Source organism: Enterobacter sp. MGH 16 (assembly GCF_000493175.1).
In the GTDB taxonomy this organism is placed as follows: domain Bacteria; phylum Pseudomonadota; class Gammaproteobacteria; order Enterobacterales; family Enterobacteriaceae; genus Enterobacter; species Enterobacter roggenkampii.
Map to the genome: position 1 here is coordinate 403,387 of NZ_KI535695.1, position 23,610 is coordinate 426,996.

Consider the following 23,610-nt stretch of genomic DNA (forward strand, 5'->3'; position numbering starts at 1 on the left):
GGATTCTCCAATAAGGAAAATTGACCATGACACTCCAACACACCGAAGTTGCCGTTGTCGGCGGCGGTATGGTCGGCGGCGCGCTGGCGCTGGGGCTGGCGCAGCAGGGATTTGAGGTAACGGTAATCGAACAGGCGGCTCCGCCAGCCTACGATCCCGCCAGCAAACCGGACGTGCGCATTTCTGCGATCAGCGCGGCATCCGTCGATCTGCTGCGCGGGCTGGGCGTCTGGGAGGCAGTGCAGGCGATGCGCGCGCACCCTTACAGCCGCCTCGAAACCTGGGAGTGGGAAAATGCCCACGTCGCGTTTGATGCCGCAGAGCTGAAGCTGCCGCGCCTGGGGTATATGGTGGAAAACAACGTGCTCCAGCGGGCGCTCTGGCAGGCGCTGGAGGCGCATCCGAAGGTGACGCTGCGCGTGCCTGCGTCGCTTAAGGCGCTGCATCCTCACGGGAGCGGCTATCTACTGACGCTCGACAGCGGCGATGAGCTGGCCGTGAAGCTGGTCATCGGGGCGGACGGCGCCAACTCGCAGGTCAGACAGATGGCGGGGATCGGGGTTCATGCCTGGCAGTATGAACAGTCCTGTATGCTGATTACCGCCGAGTGCGAGAATGCGCCGGGCGAAAGCACCTGGCAGCACTTTACGCCGAACGGCCCGCATGCCTTTTTACCGCTGTTTGATAATTGGGCGTCGCTGGTGTGGTACGACAAACCGGCGCGCATTCGTCAGATGCAGGGGATGAACATGGAACAGCTGCAGCGCGAGATCCTGCTGCACTTCCCGAGCCGTCTGGGGCACGTCACGCCGGTCGCCGCCGGGGCGTTCCCACTCACGCGTCGTCATGCGTTGCAGTATGCCCGCGAAGGCTTAGCGCTGGTGGGGGATGCGGCACACACTATTCATCCGCTGGCTGGGCAGGGCGTGAACCTGGGGTATCGTGACGTCGATGCCTTACTGGATGTCCTGGGCAGCGCCCGCGGACACGCGGAAAACTGGGCCAGCCATCAGGTGCTAAAGCGTTATCAGACGCGACGTATGGCGGATAACTTCATCATGCAGTCGGGGATGGATCTGTTCTATGCGGGGTTCAGCAATGACGTAGCGCCAGTGCGTATTCTGCGTAATATAGGCCTGATGGCAGCGGAACGTGCCGGTGGCCTGAAGCGTCAGGCCCTTAAGTACGCTCTCGGACTCTAAACTTTTTTCCCTCTCCCCGTGGGAGAGGGCCAGGGTTAGGGCATCAGGCCGCACAATTCTGTACAAAAACAAAAAAGCCCGCAGAGCGGGCTTTTTTGTTTTAAGTGGCTGGGGTGCAGGGATTCGAACCCCGGAATGCTGGTATCAGAAACCAGAGCCTTACCGCTTGGCGACACCCCAATTGCGTTAAACAAGCTGCTTAACGACTTTGTAAATTGGCTGGGGTACGAGGATTCGAACCTCGGAATGCCGGAATCAGAATCCGGTGCCTTACCGCTTGGCGATACCCCAACAATTTTTTCTCATTACCGAAATCGATCGATAATCTCAATTTGGTGGCTACGACGGGATTCGAACCTGTGACCCCATCATTATGAGTGATGTGCTCTAACCAACTGAGCTACGTAGCCAGTACTGCAATCTTCGATGGCTGGGGTACCTGGATTCGAACCAGGGAATGCCGGTATCAAAAACCGGTGCCTTACCGCTTGGCGATACCCCAATACCGCGGAGAACCGCAAAATCGAAGAAATATGGCTGGGGTACCTGGATTCGAACCAGGGAATGCCGGTATCAAAAACCGGTGCCTTACCGCTTGGCGATACCCCATCCGTGCAACGCTTACCCGGGAATGGTGCGGGAGGCGAGACTTGAACTCGCACACCTTGCGGCGCCAGAACCTAAATCTGGTGCGTCTACCAATTTCGCCACTCCCGCAAAAAAAGATGGTGGCTACGACGGGATTCGAACCTGTGACCCCATCATTATGAGTGATGTGCTCTAACCAACTGAGCTACGTAGCCATCTTTTTTTCGCGTTACCTTATCGGCGTTGCGGGGCGCATTATGCGTATAGACCCTTGCAGCGTCAACACCTTTTTCAACGAAAATAGCCGGAATGTGACTGTTTGGTTAGGTTGCGAACAGCGTGACCGAATATTCGGCAATTATTGGTTATTAATCGGTTTTAGCTGTGCAAAAGCGGGGCAAAAAAAATCAGGCCCCGCTGGGCCTGATGATGAAATGCGTGATTATTTGTAGGCTGACTGGTGAACGCCTACCGCACGTCCTGACGGATCGTTCATGGATTTGAACGATTCATCCCATTCAATCGCTTTGGCAGACGAGCAGGCGACGGATGGACCACCCGGCACACACTCCGCAGCGCTCGGTACCGGGAACAGTTCTTCAAAAATTTCACGGTAGAGGTACGCTTCTTTCGAGCCCGGCGTGTTGTACGGGAAGCGGAAGCTTGCGGTTTCCAGCTGTTGGTCAGAAACCTGTTTCGCCGCCACCTCTTTCAGGGTGTCGATCCAGCTGTAGCCTACGCCGTCAGAGAACTGCTCTTTCTGACGCCATGCCACGCTCGCCGGCAGGTAGGATTCAAAACATTCGCGCAGGATATGTTTTTCCATCTTGCCGTTGCCGCACATTTTATCCTGCGGGTTGATGCGCATCGCCACGTCGAGGAATTTCTTATCCAGGAACGGTACACGCGCTTCGACACCCCATGCCGACATCGCTTTGTTGGCACGCGCGCAGTCAAACATATGCAGCGCCTGGAGTTTACGCACGGTCTCTTCGTGCAGCTCTTTGGCATTTGGCGCTTTGTGGAAGTACAGGTAGCCGCCAAACACTTCGTCAGAACCTTCACCGGAGAGCACCATTTTGATGCCCATCGCCTTGATCTTACGCGACATCAGATACATCGGCGTGGAGGCGCGAATTGTCGTTACGTCATAGGTTTCAATGTGATAGATCACATCGCGGATCGCATCCAGGCCTTCCTGCACGGTGAAGTGAATTTCATGGTGCACAGTGCCGAGGTGGTTTGCCACTTCCTGCGCGGCTTTCAGATCCGGCGCGCCTTCCAGGCCCACGGCAAAGGAGTGCAGCTGTGGCCACCAGGCTTCTGAGCGCTCCTGATCTTCCACGCGACGAGCCGCGAATTTCTTGGTGATCGCGGAGATCACGGAGGAGTCCAGACCGCCGGAGAGCAGCACGCCGTAAGGTACGTCTGACATCAGGTGGCTTTTCACGGAATCTTCCAGCGCCTGACGCAGCTCGGCTTTGTCCGTCACGTTGTCTTTTACCGCGTCGTAGTCGAACCAGTCACGCTGGTAGTACGGACGGATCTCGCCGTCTTTGCTCCACAGGTAGCTGCCTGCCGGGAACTCTTTGATGGTGCGGCAGACCGGCACCAGGGCTTTCATTTCAGACGCAACGTAGAAGTTGCCGTGTTCATCGTGGCCCATGTACAGCGGGATAATACCGATGTGGTCGCGGCCAATCAGGTAAGCGTCTTTTTCGCTGTCGTACAGGGCAAAGGCAAACATACCCTGCAGGTCGTCCAGGAACTCGGGGCCTTTCTCCTGATACAGCGCCAGGATCACTTCACAGTCGGACCCGGTCTGGAACGCGTAGCGGTCGCCGTACTCGGCGCGCAGCGCCTGATGGTTGTAGATCTCACCGTTGACAGCCAGCGCGTGCGTTTTTTTCTCGTTATACAGCGGCTGTGCACCGGCGTTGACGTCAACAATAGACAGACGTTCGTGAGCCAGAATCGCTTTGTCACTGGCGTAAACGCCTGACCAGTCCGGTCCGCGATGGCGCATCAGGCGGGACAGTTCGAGTGCCTTTTTACGCAGTTCGCCCGCGTCAGTTTTAATATCCAGTACGCCAAAAATTGAACACATAACCTTCTCCGTTAACCCTGTTGCTTTGTAATGTTGCTTGCTTATGAAAATGCCGCAAAGGGGCAGGGCGCGCAAGCGTTTTACGGGCGAAAACGGAAATAGTGCAATGGTGGTTGCGGATCGGTGAAAAACGCGTATGTCATGAGCGCTTTTATTGAGGATTATGCAATGAAAGTGCTTTTTCGTTAGATGTAGTCGTGTTTTGCAGGTGAGAAAATAAAAAACCACGCCCTGAGGCGTGGTTCGGTATCAGATGATGTCAATTTCATCGACAGAGGGGTAAATCCAGCTTGGGCGGAACGGCATTGAGTCAATGTCATCAAGCTGAGAGACCCCAGAGAGCACCAGAATCGTCTCCAGACCGGCCTGGAAACCGGCCAGAATATCGGTGCGCAGGTTGTCGCCGACAATCACGGTCTCTTCAGAGTGGGCCTGCATCTTATTGAGTGCGGCGCGAATGATCCACGGGCTGGGCTTGCCGACATAGAACGGCTTGCGCCCGGAGATCTTCTCGATACCGGCACACAGCGCGCCGCAGGCCGGATAAAAACCGCGACCGTGGGTATCCGGGTTGGTCGCAATAAAGCGCGCGCCATTAGCCACAAAGAAGGATGCCTTATGCATCATCTCCCAGTTGTAGGAACGCGTTTCACCCACAATCACAAAGTCCGGGTTGACGTCGGTGATGGTAAAGCCCGCTTTATACAGCTCATGGATCAGCGCGCCTTCACCGACCACATAGGCTTTTTTTCCTTCCTGACGCTTCAGAAAATCCGCCGTGGCCATCGCCGAGGTATAAAACACGCTGTCCGGGACGTCGACCCCCGCCGTGGCAAAGCGGTTTGCCAGATCCTGACCGGTCTGAGAAGGGTAGTTCGTGAGAAGAACCAGAGGCATTCCTTTGTCGATGATGCGGTGAAGAAACTCCGCAGCACCCGGCACGGCAACGTTGTCGTGCATCAGCACGCCGTCGATATCACAAATTACATTCTTAATGGTCATGGACAGTCCGACATTAAAAAAAAGAAGGCGTTACTATAAGGTCCGATCAACTTTCCAGCAAATGCTGCAGCAGAATTCCGTTGAGCATGGCGCGTTTAACCAGCGCGAACGCGCCAATCGCCGAACGATGGTCAAGCTTTGAACGAACCACCGGAAGATTCTGGCGGAATGCTTTCAGCGCCTGGGTGTTAATACAGCCTTCAATCGCGGGGAGCAGCACCTTTTCCGCCTCCACAATTTCACCGGCGATCACCACTTTTTGTGGGTTAAACAGGTTAATGGCGATGGCGATGGTTTTCCCTAGATGGCGTCCCACCTGCTCGATCACTTCACAGGCCAGCGCGTCGCCTTTATTAGCAGCTTTGCAGATGGTGCCTATCTTGCAGTCATCCAGCGTCACGCGGCTTTGGTAACCCTGTTCAAGCAGATGGCGAACGCGCTGCTCGATTGCGGTGTTGGCGGCAATGGTTTCAAGGCAGCCAAAGTTGCCGCAGTGGCAGCGCTCCCCGAGCGGTTCAACCTGAATGTGGCCGATCTCACCGACGTTACCGTTGCGACCAATAAAAATTCGGCCGTTAGAGATAATGCCTGCGCCCGTACCGCGGTGAACGCGCACCAGAATAGAGTCTTCACAGTCCTGGCTCGCACCAAAGTAGTGCTCTGCCAGCGCCAGAGAGCGAATGTCATGGCCCACAAAGCAGGTCACTTTAAAGCGCTTTTCCAGCGCGTCGACCAGCCCCCAGTTTTCAACCTGAATGTGCGGCATATAGCGGATCACGCCGCTTTCCGGGTCGACCAGACCGGGCAGAATCACCGAGATGGCGATGAGTTCGCGGATCTTGCGCTGACAGCTTTCAATAAACTGCGCGATGGTATTCAGCAGCGCATGCTCCAGCGTCTCCTGGGTGCGTTCCGGAAGGGGATAGTGCTCTTCCGCAATGGCTTTACTGCTCAGATCGTACAGCGTGAGCGTGGTGTCATGACGGCCCAGACGGACGCCAATTGCCTGAAAATTGCGGGTTTCGGTAATAATGGAGATAGCGCGGCGGCCCCCGGTGGAGGCCTGCTGATCGACTTCTTTGATCAAACCGCGCTCAATGAGCTGGCGGGTAATTTTTGTCACGCTGGCGGGAGCAAGCTGGCTTTGTTCGGCTATCTGAATACGTGAGATTGGCCCGTGTTGGTCAATCAGGCGATATACCGCCGCGCTGTTAAGCTGTTTAACGAGATCGACATTACCGATTTGAGCTTGTCCGCCAGGTGTCATACTTTTACTTACTCAGTGACGACCTCGTTACCATTAACGATGGTCTTAATAATTTTATAATCGTGTGTGAATGCCGTCAGGTTTGCAACCATACCTGGTGCAATTCCGCCAAGCTGTTTATCCACGCCGATAGCGCGCGCAGGATAAAGGGTGGCCATGCGCAGGACTTCCTCAAGCGCAATCCCGCAATGCTCAACCAGGTTACGCACCCCTTCAATCATGGTCAAAGAGGAACCGCTCAGCGTACCGTTTTCATCCACACACAGTCCATTGCGGTAGTATATTGTTTTACCGGCAAAAATGAACTGCTCAATATTTGCACCTGCCGGTGCGGTAGCGTCCGTAACCAGGCAGAGCTTGTCACCTTTCAGCCGCTTGGCGTTGCGAATGTTGGTGTAATCAACGTGTAAGCCGTCCGCGATAATGCCGCAGTAAACGTCTGGCTCATCCAGAATCGCGCCGACCAGACCCGGTTCACGACCCGTGATGTATGGCATGGCGTTATACAGGTGCGTCGCAAAGGTAATGCCCGCGCGGAAACCGGCTTTCGCTTCTTTCAGCGTGGCATTTGAGTGGCCCGCTGAAACCACAATTCCGGCGGCGGCCAGCTTGCTGATGACGTCCGTGCCGGTCATTTCCGGTGCCAGCGTCACCTTGGTGATCACATCGGCGTTGGCACACATGTAGTCAACCAGCTCCGCATCAGGTTTACGCACGTAGTCCGGGTTATGCGTTCCTTTCTTGACCATGTTCAGCCATGGCCCTTCCAGGTGCAGACCGAGCGCCTGATTCGGATGTTTGGCCAGGTATTCGCGCATCACGCGGATACCCTGCTTCATCAGGTCATCACTGCTGGTGATGAGCGTTGGCAGATAGCTGGTGCAGCCCGATTTCTCGTTTGCTTTCTGCATGATCTCCAGCGTTTCGACCGTTACCGCATCGGCGGTATCATTGAATTGCACACCGCCGCAGCCGTTGAGCTGTACGTCGATGAAACCGGGGGAGATTACTGCTCCATTGAGTGAGCGCTGTTCAATCTCCGGCGGCAGTTCTGCCAGCGGGCAAACACGTTCAATCAGGCCATTCGCGATAACAATCGCGTGGTCATCCAGAATTTCATGGCCGGTATAAATCCGACCGTGGGTTAAAGCGTACATAACGACCCCCGGTTAAAAAAAGCGGCCGCCTCTTGAGAAAGAGGCGGTTATTCAATTACAGACCTTTGATGTTCTCGGCTTCTAACTCGTTGAAGTATTTCAGCGTTTTAACCTTCAGCTCCATCGTGGACGGTTCGTCACAGACGATGACGGATTTAGGATGCAGCTGCAGACAGCTGATGGTCCACATATGGTTAACGTTGCCTTCAACAGCAGCCTGGAGCGCCTGCGCTTTCACGCCGCCCAGCACCAGAATCATCACTTCTTCAGCATCCAGCAGGGTGCCTACGCCTACGGTCAGGGCGTATTTTGGAACCTGGTTAACGTCACCGTCAAAGAAGCGGGAGTTCGCCACGCGCGTGTCATGGGTCAGCGTTTTAATACGGGTACGGGAAGCCAGAGAGGACGCCGGTTCGTTAAACGCGATATGACCATCATTACCTACACCACCCATGAACAGGTGGATTTTACCGTAGGAACGGATTTTTTCTTCATACTGACGGCATTCTGCGTCAATATCCGGCGCGTTTCCATTCAGCAGGTTAATATTTTCAGCTGGGATATCAACGTGATCAAAGAAATTGCGGTGCATAAAGCTATGGTAGCTTTCCGGGTGGTCTTTCGGTAAGCCAACATATTCATCCATATTGAAGGTCACAACATGTTTGAAGCTAACCTGGCCTGCTTTATGCATCTCAACCAGCGCCTTGTAAGCGGTCAGCGGTGTGCCGCCGGTCGGAAGGCCCAGAACGAAAGGACGATCGGCGGTCGGTTTGAACGCGTTAATGCGGTTTACGATATGGCGAGCGGCCCATTTACCAACTTGTTCTGCAGTTGCCAGGGGAATCAGTCTCATTGTTCACCTCAAAGTTTAAGTAGAAGAGTGGGCGGATGGCTTCGGAACCTGATACTAAAGCGTAACCTGGAAACTTTCAGGCCGGATCAATCCGTCTTGATTTTTTGAATGATAAAATAAGTTTTCACTGTTAGCCAGTGTAAGGGAGGGCTGAATACGATATTTGGTGACAAAAATCACAAAAAATAGGTGTTTAATTTGCGATACGAATTAATTTTTCACACACTCAGACTGCCAGTGAATTATCAACGGTATCTATCGTTCGTGACACAATAAAAACATAGTTTATGCGCGAGCCTGAAAAAGGGTCTCGTAGGGGGAATAGGATGAATATTTTAGGTTTTTTCCAGCGCCTCGGTAGGGCTTTGCAGCTCCCTATCGCCGTGCTACCGGTTGCAGCGCTGCTGCTGCGATTCGGGCAACCCGATCTTCTTAACGTACCGTTTATTGCTCAGGCTGGCGGTGCCATTTTTGACAACCTGGCGCTGATTTTCGCCATCGGTGTTGCCTCTAGCTGGTCAAAAGACAGCGCGGGTGCCGCAGCGCTGGCAGGGGCAGTCGGTTATTTCATCCTGACGAAAGCGATGGTAACCATTAACCCAGAAATCAACATGGGCGTGCTGGCAGGTATCATTACCGGTCTGGTCGGTGGTGCTGTGTACAACCGCTGGGCAAACATTAAGCTGCCAGACTTCCTGAGTTTCTTTGGCGGCAAACGTTTCGTGCCGATCGCGACAGGTTTCTTCTGTCTGGTTCTGGCCGCTATCTTTGGCTACGTCTGGCCACCGGTACAGCATGCGATCCATGCGGGTGGTGAGTGGATTGTTTCAGCGGGTGCACTTGGCTCAGGTATCTTTGGTTTTATCAACCGTCTGCTGATCCCAACCGGTCTGCATCAGGTGCTGAACACTATCGCATGGTTCCAGATTGGTGAGTTCACCAATGCTGCGGGCACCGTATTCCACGGCGACATCAACCGCTTCTACGCGGGTGACGGCACCGCAGGCATGTTCATGTCTGGCTTCTTCCCAATCATGATGTTTGGTCTGCCGGGCGCTGCGCTGGCAATGTACCTGGCTGCGCCAAAAGCGCGTCGCCCAATGGTTGGCGGCATGCTGCTGTCCGTTGCGATTACCGCGTTCCTGACCGGTGTAACCGAGCCGCTGGAATTCCTGTTCATGTTCCTGGCGCCGGTGCTGTACCTCATGCATGCGGTCCTGACCGGTATCAGCCTGTTTGTGGCGACCCTGCTGGGTATCCATGCTGGCTTCTCCTTCTCTGCAGGCGCGATCGACTACGTGTTGATGTACAACCTGCCGGCGGCAAGCAAGAACGTCTGGATGCTGGTGGTAATGGGTCTGGTCTTCTTCGTCATCTACTTCGTGCTGTTCACTGCGGTTATTCGTATGTTTAACCTCAAAACGCCGGGCCGCGAAGACACCAAAGATGAAGTGGTCACCAACGAAGCCAACAGCAACACCGAAGAGGGTCTGACCCAGCTGGCGACCAGCTATATCGCTGCCGTCGGGGGGACTGACAACCTGAAAGCCATTGATGCCTGTATCACTCGTCTGCGTCTGACGGTAGGTGACTCTGCGCGCGTCAGCGACGCAATGTGTAAACGCCTTGGTGCATCGGGCGTGGTTAAACTGAACAAACAAACTATCCAGGTTATCGTGGGTGCCAAAGCGGAATCCATCGGTGACGAAATGAAGAAAGTGGTTGCCCGTGGACCGGTCGCGGCGGCATCAACCGACAGCGCGCCTGCGTCGACGGCTGCCCCGGTAGCGAAGCCGCAGGCCGTGCCTAACGCCGTGACGGTGGCAGCGCTGGTCTCTCCGGTTACGGGTGACGTGGTTGACCTTGAGCAGGTACCTGATGAAGCGTTCGCCAGCAAAGCGGTCGGTGACGGTGTGGCGGTGAAACCAACGGATAAAACCGTGGTGTCTCCTGCTGCCGGTACCATCGTGAAAATCTTCAACACCAACCACGCGTTCTGCCTCGAAACCGAAAAGGGCGCGGAGATCGTTGTCCACATGGGTATCGATACCGTTGCGCTGAATGGTCAGGGCTTTACTCGCCTGGTGGAAGAGGGCGCTGAAGTGGTGGCCGGGCAGCCGATTCTGGAAATGGATCTGGACTTCCTGAATGCCAACGCGCGTTCCATGATAAGCCCGGTGGTTTGCAGCAACATTGACGACTTCAGCGGTCTGGTCATCCAGGCGAAAGGTCAGGTTGTTGCGGGTCAAACCCCGCTGTATGAGATTAAAGGCAAGTAATCGCTCCTGAGTAGAGTCATGCCTTAAGCGGCGGGGGATATCCTCCGCCGCTTTTTTTTGCAGCAAATGCCCCCATTATTTTCATCAGATACGTATTTTCCGTAACTAAGGGTTGTCACTACGTCCGGCTTATAAGATCATATGCCGTTATACGTTGTTTACGCTTTGAGGAATCCACGATGAGTGAGGCAGAAGCCCGCCCGAGTAACTTTATTCGTCAGATCATCGATGAAGATCTGGCCAGTGGTAAGCACACCACAATTCATACCCGTTTCCCGCCGGAGCCGAATGGCTACCTGCATATCGGGCATGCGAAGTCCATCTGCCTGAACTTTGGCATTGCGCAAGACTACCAGGGACAGTGCAACCTGCGTTTCGATGACACCAACCCAGTAAAAGAAGACATCGAATACGTTGAGTCCATCAAAAATGACGTGCAATGGTTGGGCTTCAACTGGTCTGGCGATATCTGCTACTCCTCTGACTATTTTGATCAGCTGTATGCCTACGCGGTAGAGCTCATCAACAAAGGTCTGGCGTATGTAGACGAACTGTCTGCAGATGAGATCCGTGAATACCGCGGTACGCTGACCGCACCGGGTAAAAACAGCCCGTTCCGCGATCGCAGCGTGGAAGAGAACCTGGCGCTGTTTGAAAAAATGCGTGCCGGTGGCTTCGAAGAGGGCAAAGCGTGCCTGCGTGCCAAAATCGATATGGCGTCTCCGTTCATCGTGATGCGCGATCCGGTGCTGTACCGCATCAAGTTCGCAGAACACCACCAGACCGGCAACAAGTGGTGCATCTACCCGATGTACGACTTCACCCACTGCATCAGCGATGCGCTGGAAGGCATCACCCACTCGCTGTGTACGCTGGAGTTCCAGGACAACCGTCGTCTGTACGACTGGGTGCTGGATAACATCACCATTCCTGTGCATCCGCGTCAGTACGAGTTCTCTCGTCTGAATCTGGAATACACCGTGATGTCCAAGCGTAAGCTGAACCTGCTGGTCACCGACAAGCACGTTGAGGGCTGGGACGACCCGCGTATGCCAACCATCTCTGGTCTGCGCCGCCGTGGCTACACCGCGGCGTCAATCCGTGAGTTCTGCAAGCGTATCGGCGTGACCAAGCAGGACAACACCATTGAGATGGCGTCTCTGGAATCCTGCATTCGTGAAGACCTCAATGAAAATGCCCCGCGCGCGATGGCCGTTATCGATCCGGTGAAGCTGGTCATCGAAAACTATCCGCAGGGCGAGAGCGAGCTGGTCTCCATGCCTAACCATCCGAACAAACCGGAAATGGGAAGCCGTGACGTGCCGTTCAGCGGCGAGATCTGGATTGACCGCGCTGACTTCCGCGAAGAAGCTAACAAGCAGTACAAGCGTCTGGTGCTGGGTAAAGAAGTGCGTCTGCGTAATGCTTACGTCATCAAAGCCGAGCGCGTAGAAAAAGATGCGGAAGGGAATATCACCACCATCTTCTGTTCTTATGACGCTGAAACGCTGAGTAAAGATCCGGCGGATGGCCGCAAGGTGAAAGGCGTTATCCACTGGGTGAGCGCATCCCACGCGCTGCCGGTAGAGATTCGTCTGTACGATCGCCTGTTCAGCGTGCCTAACCCAGGTGCGGCGGAAGACTTCCTGGCGACCATTAACCCGGAATCTTTGGTGATCAAGCAGGGTTATGCGGAGCCTTCTCTGAAAGCGGCTGAAGCAGGCAAAGCGTTCCAGTTCGAACGTGAAGGTTACTTCTGCCTGGACAGCCGTCACAGCACGGCGGAAAAACCGGTATTTAACCGTACCGTGGGTCTGCGTGATACCTGGACGAAGATCGGCGAATAATATTGCTGCTCTGGTCAATGAGAAACAAACGCCGCATTATGCGGCGTTTTTTTATTTAACGATCAGAATATTAAGCCAGGGGTTAAAGTGGCGTCATGAAAATAACAGGTCAATGAGGTGCTACTTATTTTTTAAAAAAAGTTTGTGTCATTACGAAAATCAAAAAGGTTATAAAAAAGGAAACCGATCCCACGCCTGGGCACTGAAATAGCTGAGATTTTCCCGTCATTCCTCGCCTTCCTGTAAATGTTACAAAGCACTACCAATTATGTGCACTTCGTCATAATCCTGACTTTTGCCCGCTGAAAAGCATTGATAATTCGCGTCGCGAAAAATAACCTAAAGACGGTAGTTAATTCGAGGGTATTTAACACTACCCCTGACCATTTGGTCTTTTTTATTTACGCCGTTTCAGGCGTTTTAATTCGTCAAAGAGGAATAATCTATGCGTACGTTCAGTGGCAAACGTAGTGCGCTGGCGCTGGCTATTGCCGGTGTGACAGCAATGTCGGGCCTGGTGATTGCGCCAGAGGCAAAAGCAGCGGGTTTCATCGAAGATTCCACCCTCACGGGCGGTATTTATTACTGGCAGCGTGAGCGTGACCGTAAAGACGTCACTGAAGATAAATACAAAACCAACCTCTCGCACTCCACCTGGAACGCCAACCTGGACTTCCAGTCAGGCTACGCCGCGGATATGTTCGGTCTGGATATCGCCGCGTTCACCGCGATCGAAATGGCGGAAAACGGCGACAGCGGCCACCCGAACGAAATCGCCTTCTCCTCCAGCAACAAAGCCTATGATGAAGACTGGTCCGGGGATAAGAGCGGTATCAGCCTCTACAAAGCCGCAGCGAAATTTAAATACGGCCCGGTCTGGGCGCGTGGGGGCTATATTCAGCCAACCGGCCAGACGCTGTTAGCCCCACACTGGAGCTTTATGCCGGGTACCTATCAGGGTGCAGAAGCCGGGGCTAACTTTGACTACGGTGACGCAGGTGCGCTGAGCTTCTCCTATATGTGGACCAACGAGTACAAAGCACCGTGGCACATTGAAATGGACAAGTTCTACCAGAACGATAAGAAAACCAAAGTCGATTACCTCCACTCGCTGGGTGCGAAGTACGACTTCAAAAACGATCTGGTTCTCGAAGCGGCATTCGGCCAGGCGCAAGGGTATATCGATCAATACTTTGCCAAGGCCAGCTATAAGTTTGATATTGCGGGTAGCCCGCTGAGTACCAGCTACCAGTTCTACGGTACGCGCGACAAAGTCAGTAACGGTGGCGTCAATGATATCTACGACGGCACCGCGTGGCTGCAGGCGTTAACCTTCGGCTACAAGGTCGGTCAGGTTGATTTGCGTCTGGAAGGCACATGGGTGAAAGCGGAAGGGCAGCAGGGCTACTTCCTGCAGCGTATGACCCCGACCTATGCTTCCTCCAACGGTCGTCTTGATATCTGGTGGGATAACCGCTCCGACTTCAACGCCGACGGTGAGAAAGCGGTCTTCTTCGGCGCGATGTATGACCTGAAAAACTGGAACCTGCCGGGCTGGGCCGTGGGCGCTTCTTACGCTTACGCCTGGGATGCAAAACCTGCCGACATGGCAACACCGGATGCTTACTACGATCCAAACTATCGCCTGAAAGAGTCTTCCTACAGCCTGGATGCTATCTATACCCTGCAGGATGGCCGCGCGAAAGGCACGATGTTCAAACTGCACTTCACCCAGTACGACAACCACTCCGATATCCCGAGCTACGCGGGCGGTTACGGCAACATCTTCCAGGATGAACGTGACGTGAAATTCATGGTTATCGCACCGTTCACCATCTTCTGATGAATCGTCCGGCGGGTTAGATCCCGTCGGACCGGAGACTGCAAATGATGAAAAAAATCGTAATCGTCGCGCTGTTGGCATCGGGGCTGGTGGCGTGTGCCCAGACTCAGGCACCGAAAGAGGACTCCCGTCTCAAGGAGGCCTACAGCGCCTGTATTAATACAGCGGAAGGTTCGCCGGAGAAAATTGAAGCCTGCCAGAGCGTGCTGAACGTGCTGAAGAAAGAGAAAGCGCACGAGCAGTTCGCGACGCAGGAGAATGTCCGCGTGATGGATTACCAGGCCTGTATCCAGGCACGTAAAACCGGTAACGATCAGGAAGTGGCGAAGCGTTGCGATAAGATCTGGAACGAGATACGCAATAATAATAAATAAGTTGCTTTACGCCCGGTGGCACTGTGCCACCGGGCTTTTTTCTGGCAAAAAAAAGCCAACCTTACGGCTGGCTCAGAGTATGAACACTCACTTATTTTGCGTCATGCGCATGTTCATTTTCGCGGCAATCGCCTTCAGCGCAGTGACCATAAAGGTACAGGCTGTGGTTGGTCAGACGGATGCCGTGACGCGCGGCGATTTCACGCTGGCGCGCTTCGATAGAGTCATCGCTAAATTCAATGACCTTGCCACAGTCGAGGCAGATCAGGTGATCGTGGTGCTGCTGCTGGGTCAGTTCGAAGACAGATTTACCACCTTCGAAATTATGACGGGTGACAATGCCCGCGTCATCAAACTGGTTCAGCACGCGATAGACGGTAGCCAGCCCAATCTCTTCACCCATGTCGATAAGACGTTTATAAAGGTCTTCCGCACTGACATGGTGATTGTCTGGACCCTGAAGCACTTCGAGGATTTTTAACCGAGGAAGCGTAACTTTCAGGCCAGCCTTCTTTAATGCGGTATTGTTGTCAGTCATGCGGAATCTGTCCTGTTGCTAAACGATTCACTTCTGTAGGAAGTGACAGAAAATGCACCCGGGATAATGCGTCTCATTATAGAACTGCCATGGCTAAATGAAAACTGCAAGTCTCAGGCAAAATATGCTTATAAAAATGGGGTATCACCAACAAACTTGCTCGGTGGAAAACCACATTTTATCAGGGAGACATTGTACAGGTCTGGGCGAAAAAGTTAAAAGATTGTAGCAATTAATTTAATCGGTTTGACCTGGTGCGCGGGCGCAACCGCCGTTGCGCCGCGATAAAAATCAGGCGTTGAGAATATCGTCCAGGTGCAGTTCTTCACGGATCTGCTTAACCCATTTCTCGACGCGCTCTGCAGTCAGTTCTGGCTGACGGTCTTCGTCGATGGCCAGACCCACGAAGTGATCGTCATCGGCCAGACCTTTGGACGCTTCGAAGTGGTAACCGGCGGTTGGCCAGTGGCCGACGATCACAGCGCCATTCGGCTCAATGATGTCGCGGATGGTACCCAGCGCGTCACAGAAGTACTCGGCGTAGTCTTCCTGGTCGCCACAGCCAAACAGGGCAACCAGCTTACCGTTGAAGTCCACTTCTTCCAGCGTCGGGAAGAAATCATCCCAGTCGCACTGGGCTTCGCCGTAGTACCAGGTCGGAATACCCAGCAGCAGAATGTCATAGCCTTCGAGATCTTCTTTGCTGCTCTTGGCGATGTCATGCACATCAGCAACGTCTTTACCGAGCTGTTTTTGAATGTTTTTCGCGATATTTTCGGTATTGCCGGTATCACTGCCAAAGAAAATGCCGATGATTGCCATGAGTAAAATAACCTCTTGAAACTTAATAGTATGGTGGCGCAATTCGGCCACGGATAAGGGCAATAATAGCAGAACTGGCAACCCTGCGGAAACAGCTATCGCGCAGGACTGCACTCTGTGCTACATGAAAAGGGTAATTAAGGGAATTTTCAGACTTATGCCTGGCTGCGCAACGTCTCAAGCTGGGCGATCAATATCTCTTCAATGAGCTCGCTGCGGCTAATATTTCGCGCGTCGGCCAGCTCGTTAAGCGCATCGACCGCGTCGGCGTTGAGCTTCAGTTCGACACGCTTAAGCCCACGATTTTTATCGCGTTTAAGCTGATTGCGTTTATTGATACGCAGCTGTTCATCGCGCGAAAGCGGATTCGTCTTCGGTCGTCCCGGGCGACGCTCATTCGCGAACAGATCTAGTGTCGTACGGTCCGTTTGTTCTTTGGCCATGATTCTGAGACTTCGGGGGAAACACGCCGCCCTGCTAATGCCCGGGCGATAAGCGCGCCATCATACATCACCAAAAACGGCGCGCCAACGACTGGAAGCCCGCAGCCTTCCAGTCGCTCTCTTTTTAATCAATTTGCAGTATCAGCAAGATAGCGGCGAATGGCGCGCTGCACGGCGTCAGGTTTTTCCGCATGCACCCAGTGTCCGGCTCCGGCAATGACGTGGGCGCGAGCCTGCGGGAATTGCGCCAGTATGGCGTCGCGGTACGCGTCGGTAACGTAAGGGGAGTTGCCGCCGCGAATAAAGAGGGTAGGGTGCGGCCAGGCGGGCACGGTTTCCCAGCCCACAATATTGTTGTACTGGTCCCAGAGTACCGGCACGTTAAAACGCCACTGGCCGTCAACAAATGACTTCAGCAGGAACTGGACGACGCCTTCTTCATCAAGATGCTCACGCATGACGGCAGCCGCCTGCTGACGCGTCGCGGCACCCGCTTCGGTGACCGCATTGATGGCGGCAAAAATTTCGTCGTGACGGCGGACGTCGTAATCCACGGGCGCAACATCAATCACCACCAGGCCGTTAATACGCTCCGGGGCCAGCGCCGTCAGGGCCATCACCGCTTTACCGCCCATTGAATGCCCGATCAGCGTTACCTTCTGAAGGCTATGTGCGTCCAGTGTATCCAGCAGATCCTGCGCCATCGCGGCGTAGGTCATCTCGTCGGAACGGCCGGAAAGACCGTGATTGCGCATATCAACCTGAAGAATATCGTGGTCGGTAACCAGATCGCGCGCCAGCACGCCCAGGTTATCCAGGCTGCCAAAAAGCCCGTGAACCAGTACGATGGGAGAATTATTGTTCGGCGATTGTGCAGTTTGCGCTCGGGTATTCAATTTCATGGCAAAGTTCTTTTTTTACGTATGTCAGGTTAGGGTATCATGTTGTCCATTCTGCCGCCCGGCTGCAAGGTTCCAGTTTAATCTGACTTTTGCCGCCAACCTGGTTTGACGCTATCCGCTGTTGGGATTTGACCTTATAATCCCAATGACTTGTATTCAGATAAGATATCGCACTGGATTAAGATGAAAACAATCGAAGTTGATGACGAACTCTATCAGTATATTGCCAGCCAGACGCGGCATATCGGGGAGAGCGCGTCCGACATTTTACGGCGCATGCTTAAAATTTCCGCCGCTTCACAGCCTGCTACCCCAGTCACCAAAGATGTCGTGTCTCAGCCAAGCGTTGTTGCACAAGCAAAACCTGCCGTGACACCGGCAAAAGATAAAGTGCGCGCGATGCGCGAGCTGCTGCTCTCCGATGAATATGCGGAGCAAAAAAAGGCGGTTAACCGCTTTATGCTGGTGCTGTCTACACTTTATTCACTGGATAACAAAGCGTTTGCTGAAGCGACCGAGTCGCTGCACGGCCGTACTCGCGTCTACTTCGCGGGCGACGAGCAGACGCTGCTGCAAAATGGCAATCAAACCAAACCCAAACATGTTCCTGGCACCCCATACTGGGTGATCACCAATACCAATACGGGCCGCAAGTGCAGCATGATTGAACACATCATGCAGTCCATGCAGTTCCCGGCGGAATTGATTGAGAAGGTTTGCGGTACAATTTAACCCTTGCATCAGAAGGACCCGGTAATGGCAAATCACAGCCGTGCAGGCCAACCTGCACAACAAAGCGATTTGATTAACGTCGCTCAGCTGACCGCGCAGTATTACGTGCTGAAGCCGGTCGTGGGCAACGCAGAACACGCAGTGAAGTTTGGTACATCTGGTCACCGCGGCAGCGCGGCTCGCCACAGCTTTAACGAACCGCACATTCTGGCCATTGCTCAGGCCATTGCGGAAGAGCGCGCTAAAAATGGCGTTACCGGTCCGTGCTACGTGGGGAAAGATACCCATGCGCTGTCTGAACCGGCCTTTATCTCCGTGCTGGAAGTTCTGACTGCGAACGGCGTCGATGTGATTGTTCAGGAGAACAACGGCTTCACCCCAACGCCTGCGGTCTCTAACGCCATCCTGGTGCACAACAAAAAAGGTGGCGCGCTGGCTGACGGTATCGTGATCACGCCATCCCACAACCCGCCGGAAGACGGCGGCATCAAATACAACCCGCCTAACGGTGGCCCGGCAGACACTAACGTCACCAAAGTGGTGGAAGATCGTGCGAACGCCCTGCTGGCTGACGGCCTGAAAGGCGTGAAGCGCATCTCTCTGGATGCGGCCATGGCGTCCGGCCACGTAAAAGAGCAGGATCTGGTTCAGCCGTTCGTGGAAGGGCTGGCGGAGATCGTCGATATGGCGGCCATCCAGAAAGCCGGCCTGAAGCTGGGCGTGGATCCGCTGGGCGGCTCCGGTATTGAATACTGGAAACGTATTGCCGAGCACTACAAGCTGGATCTGACCATCGTGAACGATCACGTCGATCAGACCTTCCGCTTTATGCACCTGGACAAAGACGGCGCGATCCGCATGGACTGCTCCTCCGAGTGCGCGATGGCGGGCCTGCTGGCGCTGCGTGATAAATTCGATCTGGCGTTTGCGAACGACCCGGATTACGACCGTCACGGTATCGTCACTCCTGCCGGGCTGATGAACCCGAACCACTATCTGGCTGTTGCGATCAACTACCTGTTCCAGCACCGTCCGCAGTGGGGCAAAGAGGTGGCTGTCGGTAAAACGCTGGTGTCCTCCGCGATGATCGACCGCGTGGTCGAGGCGCTGGGCCGCAAGCTGGTGGAAGTACCTGTGGGCTTCAAATGGTTTGTTGACGGTCTGCACGACGGCAGCTTTGGCTTCGGTGGTGAAGAGAGCGCGGGGGCCTCTTTCCTGCGCTTCGACGGCACGCCGTGGTCAACCGATAAAGACGGCATCATCATGTGCCTGCTGGCGGCGGAAATCACCGCGGTCACCGGTAAAAACCCGCAGGAACATTACAACGACCTGGCAGCACGCTTTGGTGCGCCAAGCTATAACCGTATTCAGGCCAGCGCAACGTCTGCCCAGAAAGCGGCCCTGTCCAAACTCTCTCCGGAGATGGTCAGTGCAAGCACTCTGGCGGGCGATCCGATCACCGCGCGTCTGACGGCGGCACCGGGTAACGGTGCGTCTATTGGTGGTCTGAAAGTAATGACCGAAAACGGCTGGTTCGCTGCGCGTCCATCCGGTACGGAAGATGCGTATAAAATCTATTGCGAAAGCTTCCTCGGTGCTGAGCATCGTCAGCAGATTGAGAAAGAAGCGGTAGAGATTGTCAGCGAAGTGCTGAAAAACGCGTAAGTGCGGTTTGTGTGCCGGGCGGCACTGCGTTTGCCCGGCCTACAACAACGATCGTAGGCCCGGTAAGCGCTAGCGCCACCGGGTTTTTTTTCAACTGTGCTTATTCTTCAATTCAAACCGTGGCGACACCAGACCGTACAGCGTCCAGCCCATAAAGGTCACCATCGCACCATACAGCATCGCTTCCTGGCCGGAGGAATAGAGCGCATAGAAGCTGTAGATTGCGCCAATCAGCGCCACGATATTGGCCGCACGCGCCTTGCGCGGATCCACCTTCGCAACCTTCTGAATAATCACCAGCGCCGCCATCGACAGAATATACGGAATGATGTTCGTCACCACCGCCAGGTTGACCAGCACGTTGAACTGGCTGTTCAGCGACGGGCTAATGGTCATCAGCGACAATCCGCTCTGGAAGATAACAATCGCCAGCATGCCCTGCACCGGCGCATCGGCTTTGGTCACACGGGAGAAGATTTTTGGGAAGTAACCTTCATCAGCCGAAGATTTAAATACCTGTGCGATGGTGAATTGCCAGCCAAGCAGTGAACCGCAGCATGACATGACCATCAGACCCATAATCACTTTCCCGACTTCCGGCGTGAACATCTGCGCGAAGGCCAGTCCGAACGGCGCCGTGGAGTTGGCCAGATCCATGTTCGGAACGATGCCCGCGATGACGTTTGTCGAGACGATATAGATCACCGCTGCGCCCAGCGTACCGCCGAGGACCGCAATCGGCACGTTCTTTTCAGGGTTATCAACCACTTCTGCGTTCGCGCAGGCGGATTCCAGGCCCAGGAAGGCCCAGAGCGTCATGGCGATAGAAGAGCCGACTGCGCTGAAGAACGGCACATGGTGCGGGTTCCAGGAGTTGGCGTACAGGGTCGGGCTGAACCAGAACCAGCCGATGATGCACAGGCCGACAACCGGAATAATCACGCCCCAGACGGTGATGCTGGAGAGCTGTCCGGTGATACGCGCCCCGCCAAAGTTAGCCACGGTGCAGATCCACAGCACGCCGATGGTGGCCAGGCCAATCTGTACCGGGCTAAGCGTCGCGCCAAACAGCTCCGTACCGTAGCCCACGGCGGAGATGGCAATCGCCACGTTGGCGATCAGCAGTGACACCCCGTAGGTATAGTTGGCCATAAAGTTGCCCGACTTGCCAAAGGCATACTCGGCGTAGCCTCCCATGCCGCCTGACTTGCGGCTGAACATCCCGCACTTGGCAAACGCCCACGCCAGCGCCATCGAGCCGACGGCGGTCACCAGCCAGGAGATAATTGAAATGGTTCCTACTTCGGCAAGCTTGGTGGGCAGCATAATGATCCCTGAACCCATCATGTTCACCATGGTGAGGATGGTCAGCTGCACCACGCCCATCTTATTGGACTTACTCATAATTTCTCTCCTTTCAGCAGCGCGGGCTGAGCGGCGGGTTGTTTGATGACGTTACAGCGAACCTGTTTGCGGCCCTCGCACTCTTCGACGTACACACCCTGCAGCTCCGGCGCGAAGCCCGGCAGCAGGTTGATGCCTTCTTCCAGCGCGGCGAAGTAGCGCAGCACGGAGCCGCCCCAGACCTCCCCTGGAACCACGCACAATACCCCCGGTGGATAAGGGAGGGCGCCTTCGGCGGCGATGCGGCCTTCCGCGTCGCGCAGGGAGACCAGTTCCACTTCTCCGCGCAGATAGGCGTAGTTCGCGTCCTGCGGGTTCATCATCACCCGCGGGAAGTGAGACTTGCGGAACATCTCTTTCTGCAGCTGTTTGACATTGTGACGGGCGTACAGGTCATGCATCTCCTGGCAGATCTGGCGCAGGGTGTAATCCGCGTAACGTTCCGGATGTTGTCTGCAGATGGAAGGCAGCACCTCTTTTAATGGAGCATCGCTCTCGAGCAGTTTTTCGAAACGCACCAGCTGCGCCACCAGCTGCTGCAGCTTGCCCATATCTTCCGCAGGCGTGAGCAGGAACAGGATCGAGTTGAGATCGCATTTCTCCGGCACGATGCCGTTTTCACGCAGGAAGTTGGCGAGGATGGTGGCAGGCACGCCGAAATCGTCATACTCCCCGGTGCGGGCGTTAATGCCCGGCGTGGTCAGCAGGAGCTTGCATGGGTCGATAAAATACTGATGCTCAGCGTAACCTTCAAAAGCGTGCCAGTTTTCACCCGGTACGAAGTGGAAGAAGCGCAGATCGGTCGCAATCTCCGCCGTGTCCCAGCTTTCCCACGGACGGCCATCCACTGTCTCCGGCACGAACGGTCGCAGATACCGGCAGTTCTCCAGGATTAGTTTTCGCGCCTCAATACCGTTCACCACGCAGTCCATCCACATGTTGCGGCCGCTCTGGCCTTCATGCATACGGGCGTTGATGTCCAGCGCGGCAAACAGCGGATAGAACGGGCTGGTGGAGGCGTGCATCATAAAGGCATTATTCAGCCGCTTATGCGGGACATAGCGCTGCTGACCTTTGATGTGGCTGTCTTTCTTGTGAATTTGCGAGGTCTGGGAGAAGCCGGCCTGCTGTTTATGCACGGACTGGGTAACCAAAATCCCCGGGTCGTTTTCGTTCAGCTCCAGCAGCAGCGGCGAGCAGTCGGCCATCATTGGAATAAACTGCTCGTAACCCACCCAGGCCGAGTCAAACAGGATGTAATCACACAGGTGCCCAATCTTATCCACCACCTGGCGGGCGTTGTAGATGGTGCCATCGTAGGTGCCCAGCTGGATCACCGCCAGACGGAACGGACGCGCATCGCGTGCACGGCCGGGTGCGACTTCTGCCACCAGCTCGCGAAGATAGCTTTCTTCAAAACAGTGGGCGTCAATGCCGCCGATAAAGCCGTACGGGTTGCGCGCGGTTTCCAGATAGACCGGCGTTGCGCCTGCCTGAAGGAGGGCACCGTGATGGTTGGATTTGTGGTTATTACGGTCGAACAGTACCAGGTCGCCCGGGGTGAGCAGGGCGTTCAGCACCACTTTGTTGGATGACGAGGTGCCGTTGAGCACGAAATAGGTCTTATCGGCATTAAAGACCTTCGCCGCATGCTGCTGTGCGATGCACGGCGCGCCTTCGTGGATCAGCAGATCGCCCATTGCCACGTCGGCGTTGCACAGATCGGCGCGGAAAAGCGTCTCGCCAAAGAAATCAACGAACTGATTGCCGGCAGGATGGCGGCGGAAGAACTGGCCGCCCTGATGCCCCGGACAGTCAAACGCGCTGTTGCCCTGATTCACGTAGTCGACCAGGGCGCGGAAAAACGGCGGGCGCAGCTGGGTTTCATACTTCAGGGCAGCCGCTTCCAGCTGTCGTCCATAAAAGTCGTTGCTGGTGTCTGAATACTCAAATACGCCATGAATGCGCGATAAATAATCTGCCGGAATGAATTCTTCTTTATGCGTCGCGACAAAAACAGGAATGTCAAATCCGGTGGCTTCTATTTCTTCCAGTATGCCATCGGTAATATCACTGACCGCCAGCACAATAGCGGCAACGTCGATATAATCCGAGGCCCGGACATCCACCAGTTCACGCTGGGTGGTAAAGCAATCAGGACAGGCGCGGCTGGCTGCGATTTTTAAACTTTTCATCTTTCTCTCTTTATTTTAGGTAATAAGCGTCCCTCGATTTCTTGCAAAAAAGAAATCGATAATTTTCCGGAAAAAAAGCAAAGGGTGGCTGCTGATTAAAATCAGTACATTGCTTTTTTGATGATTGAAATTCAGTCCGCCCGGTGCGGAAGGGTCTGAATCAAAATGAATGAGCGCACGCGTTCACAGGCAATGGCCTGTAAAATAAGAGGTTTCAGGATAACCTGTAAGCGAGTGCGCCAGAAGTCGAAGGACTACCGGGCATTAAAGAGGTGAAAGTCAAAGCAGTTTCGGTGGGCAAACATCATGATATGTGTTGTCCGCCTTATATGGGGCATTAAACGATTGTTGTTTTCCATGATTTATTTTCCTTTCAGTAATTGAAAG

The 23,610-nt window shown here is 54.5% G+C and carries 19 protein-coding genes and 7 tRNA genes; 7 read left to right on the forward strand and 19 right to left on the reverse strand.

Translation table 11 applies throughout. From position 1 onward, the window contains the following. Positions 1-26 precede the first annotated feature (26 nt). A complete protein-coding gene (ubiF, locus tag L362_RS20790; RefSeq protein ID WP_023343587.1) occupies positions 27-1,202 on the forward strand; it encodes a 3-demethoxyubiquinol 3-hydroxylase in 1,176 nt (391 codons plus the stop codon). Positions 1,203-1,307: 105 nt separating this feature from the next. On the opposite strand, the gene L362_RS20785 is transcribed toward ubiF, so the two are convergent. From L362_RS20785 to nagB, 12 genes are all read right to left on the reverse strand, one after another. Next, positions 1,308-1,382, reverse strand: a tRNA-Gln gene (locus L362_RS20785). A gap of 36 nt (positions 1,383-1,418) precedes the next feature. Beyond that, positions 1,419-1,493: transfer RNA gene (locus L362_RS20780), tRNA-Gln, on the reverse strand. Positions 1,494-1,535: 42 nt separating this feature from the next. Continuing rightward, positions 1,536-1,612: transfer RNA gene (locus L362_RS20775), tRNA-Met, on the reverse strand. Positions 1,613-1,629: 17 nt separating this feature from the next. After that, positions 1,630-1,704 (reverse strand) — tRNA-Gln (locus tag L362_RS20770). Between the two features lie 32 nt (positions 1,705-1,736). Further along, positions 1,737-1,811, reverse strand: a tRNA-Gln gene (locus tag L362_RS20765). Between the two features lie 23 nt (positions 1,812-1,834). After that, positions 1,835-1,919 (reverse strand) — tRNA-Leu (locus L362_RS20760). A gap of 9 nt (positions 1,920-1,928) precedes the next feature. Continuing rightward, positions 1,929-2,005: transfer RNA gene (locus L362_RS20755), tRNA-Met, on the reverse strand. 227 nt (positions 2,006-2,232) lie between these two features. After that, positions 2,233-3,897 carry an asparagine synthase B gene (gene asnB, locus L362_RS20750; RefSeq protein WP_021242994.1) on the reverse strand — a complete coding sequence of 555 codons (1,665 nt, stop codon included), beginning with the start codon at positions 3,895-3,897 and terminating at the stop codon, positions 2,233-2,235. Positions 3,898-4,146: 249 nt separating this feature from the next. After that, on the reverse strand, positions 4,147-4,899 hold the full coding sequence (gene nagD / locus L362_RS20745) for a ribonucleotide monophosphatase NagD (protein ID WP_008501057.1): 753 nt from the start codon (positions 4,897-4,899) through the stop codon (positions 4,147-4,149). Positions 4,900-4,945: 46 nt separating this feature from the next. Beyond that, positions 4,946-6,166 (reverse strand): DNA-binding transcriptional regulator NagC, encoded by a 1,221-nt coding sequence (locus tag L362_RS20740; protein ID WP_021242995.1) that lies wholly within the window; start codon positions 6,164-6,166, stop codon positions 4,946-4,948. A gap of 8 nt (positions 6,167-6,174) precedes the next feature. Continuing rightward, positions 6,175-7,323: an N-acetylglucosamine-6-phosphate deacetylase gene (gene nagA / locus L362_RS20735; protein ID WP_023343588.1), complete on the reverse strand. Its 1,149-nt coding sequence runs from the start codon at positions 7,321-7,323 to the stop codon at positions 6,175-6,177. Positions 7,324-7,378: 55 nt separating this feature from the next. Further along, entirely contained in the window at positions 7,379-8,179 is an 801-nt protein-coding gene (gene nagB / locus L362_RS20730; RefSeq protein ID WP_008501061.1) for a glucosamine-6-phosphate deaminase, read from the reverse strand. 326 nt (positions 8,180-8,505) lie between these two features. Here nagB and nagE point away from each other — a divergent pair, with 326 nt between their 5' ends. From nagE to chiQ, 4 genes are all read left to right on the forward strand, one after another. Next, complete coding sequence (gene nagE, locus L362_RS20725; RefSeq protein ID WP_023326910.1) at positions 8,506-10,458, forward strand: PTS N-acetyl glucosamine transporter subunit IIABC; 1,953 nt, start codon at positions 8,506-8,508, stop codon at positions 10,456-10,458. A gap of 179 nt (positions 10,459-10,637) precedes the next feature. Next, entirely contained in the window at positions 10,638-12,305 is a 1,668-nt protein-coding gene (glnS, locus tag L362_RS20720; protein WP_021242997.1) for a glutamine--tRNA ligase, read from the forward strand. A gap of 445 nt (positions 12,306-12,750) precedes the next feature. Continuing rightward, positions 12,751-14,148 carry a chitoporin ChiP gene (gene chiP / locus L362_RS20715; protein WP_023293022.1) on the forward strand — a complete coding sequence of 466 codons (1,398 nt, stop codon included), beginning with the start codon at positions 12,751-12,753 and terminating at the stop codon, positions 14,146-14,148. A gap of 47 nt (positions 14,149-14,195) precedes the next feature. After that, positions 14,196-14,522, forward strand: a complete 327-nt coding sequence (gene chiQ / locus L362_RS20710; protein WP_025912725.1) for a ChiQ/YbfN family lipoprotein — start codon at positions 14,196-14,198, stop codon at positions 14,520-14,522. Positions 14,523-14,613: 91 nt separating this feature from the next. On the opposite strand, the gene fur is transcribed toward chiQ, so the two are convergent. The 4 genes from fur to ybfF form a co-directional block, all read right to left on the reverse strand. Next, positions 14,614-15,060, reverse strand: coding sequence for a ferric iron uptake transcriptional regulator (gene fur / locus L362_RS20705; protein WP_008501066.1), 447 nt, complete (start codon positions 15,058-15,060; stop codon positions 14,614-14,616). A gap of 291 nt (positions 15,061-15,351) precedes the next feature. Next, positions 15,352-15,882 carry a flavodoxin FldA gene (fldA, locus tag L362_RS20700; protein WP_008501067.1) on the reverse strand — a complete coding sequence of 177 codons (531 nt, stop codon included), beginning with the start codon at positions 15,880-15,882 and terminating at the stop codon, positions 15,352-15,354. A gap of 155 nt (positions 15,883-16,037) precedes the next feature. Then, positions 16,038-16,325, reverse strand: a complete 288-nt coding sequence (gene ybfE / locus L362_RS20695) for a LexA regulated protein (protein ID WP_023343589.1) — start codon at positions 16,323-16,325, stop codon at positions 16,038-16,040. A gap of 128 nt (positions 16,326-16,453) precedes the next feature. Then, positions 16,454-17,227 (reverse strand): esterase, encoded by a 774-nt coding sequence (ybfF, locus tag L362_RS20690; protein ID WP_023343590.1) that lies wholly within the window; start codon positions 17,225-17,227, stop codon positions 16,454-16,456. Between the two features lie 183 nt (positions 17,228-17,410). On the opposite strand from ybfF, the gene seqA reads away from it, so the two are divergent. Both seqA and pgm read left to right on the forward strand, forming a co-directional pair. Continuing rightward, positions 17,411-17,959, forward strand: coding sequence for a replication initiation negative regulator SeqA (gene seqA / locus L362_RS20685; RefSeq protein ID WP_008501070.1), 549 nt, complete (start codon positions 17,411-17,413; stop codon positions 17,957-17,959). A gap of 24 nt (positions 17,960-17,983) precedes the next feature. Next, positions 17,984-19,624: a phosphoglucomutase (alpha-D-glucose-1,6-bisphosphate-dependent) gene (pgm, locus tag L362_RS20680; RefSeq protein ID WP_023343591.1), complete on the forward strand. Its 1,641-nt coding sequence runs from the start codon at positions 17,984-17,986 to the stop codon at positions 19,622-19,624. A gap of 90 nt (positions 19,625-19,714) precedes the next feature. Here the strand turns inward: pgm and potE are convergent, their stop codons facing one another. The 3 genes from potE to speFL form a co-directional block, all read right to left on the reverse strand. Continuing rightward, the gene (gene potE / locus L362_RS20675) at positions 19,715-21,028 is read right to left on the reverse strand and encodes a putrescine-ornithine antiporter (protein WP_008501072.1); all 1,314 of its coding nucleotides are present in this window, start codon (positions 21,026-21,028) and stop codon (positions 19,715-19,717) included. Further along, the gene (speF, locus tag L362_RS20670; RefSeq protein WP_021241025.1) at positions 21,025-23,223 is read right to left on the reverse strand and encodes an ornithine decarboxylase SpeF; all 2,199 of its coding nucleotides are present in this window, start codon (positions 23,221-23,223) and stop codon (positions 21,025-21,027) included. Before speF ends, potE begins: the two co-directional genes overlap by 4 nt. A gap of 254 nt (positions 23,224-23,477) precedes the next feature. Then, on the reverse strand, positions 23,478-23,582 hold the full coding sequence (speFL, locus tag L362_RS24365) for a leader peptide SpeFL (RefSeq protein WP_003858645.1): 105 nt from the start codon (positions 23,580-23,582) through the stop codon (positions 23,478-23,480). Positions 23,583-23,610: the final 28 nt, after the last annotated feature.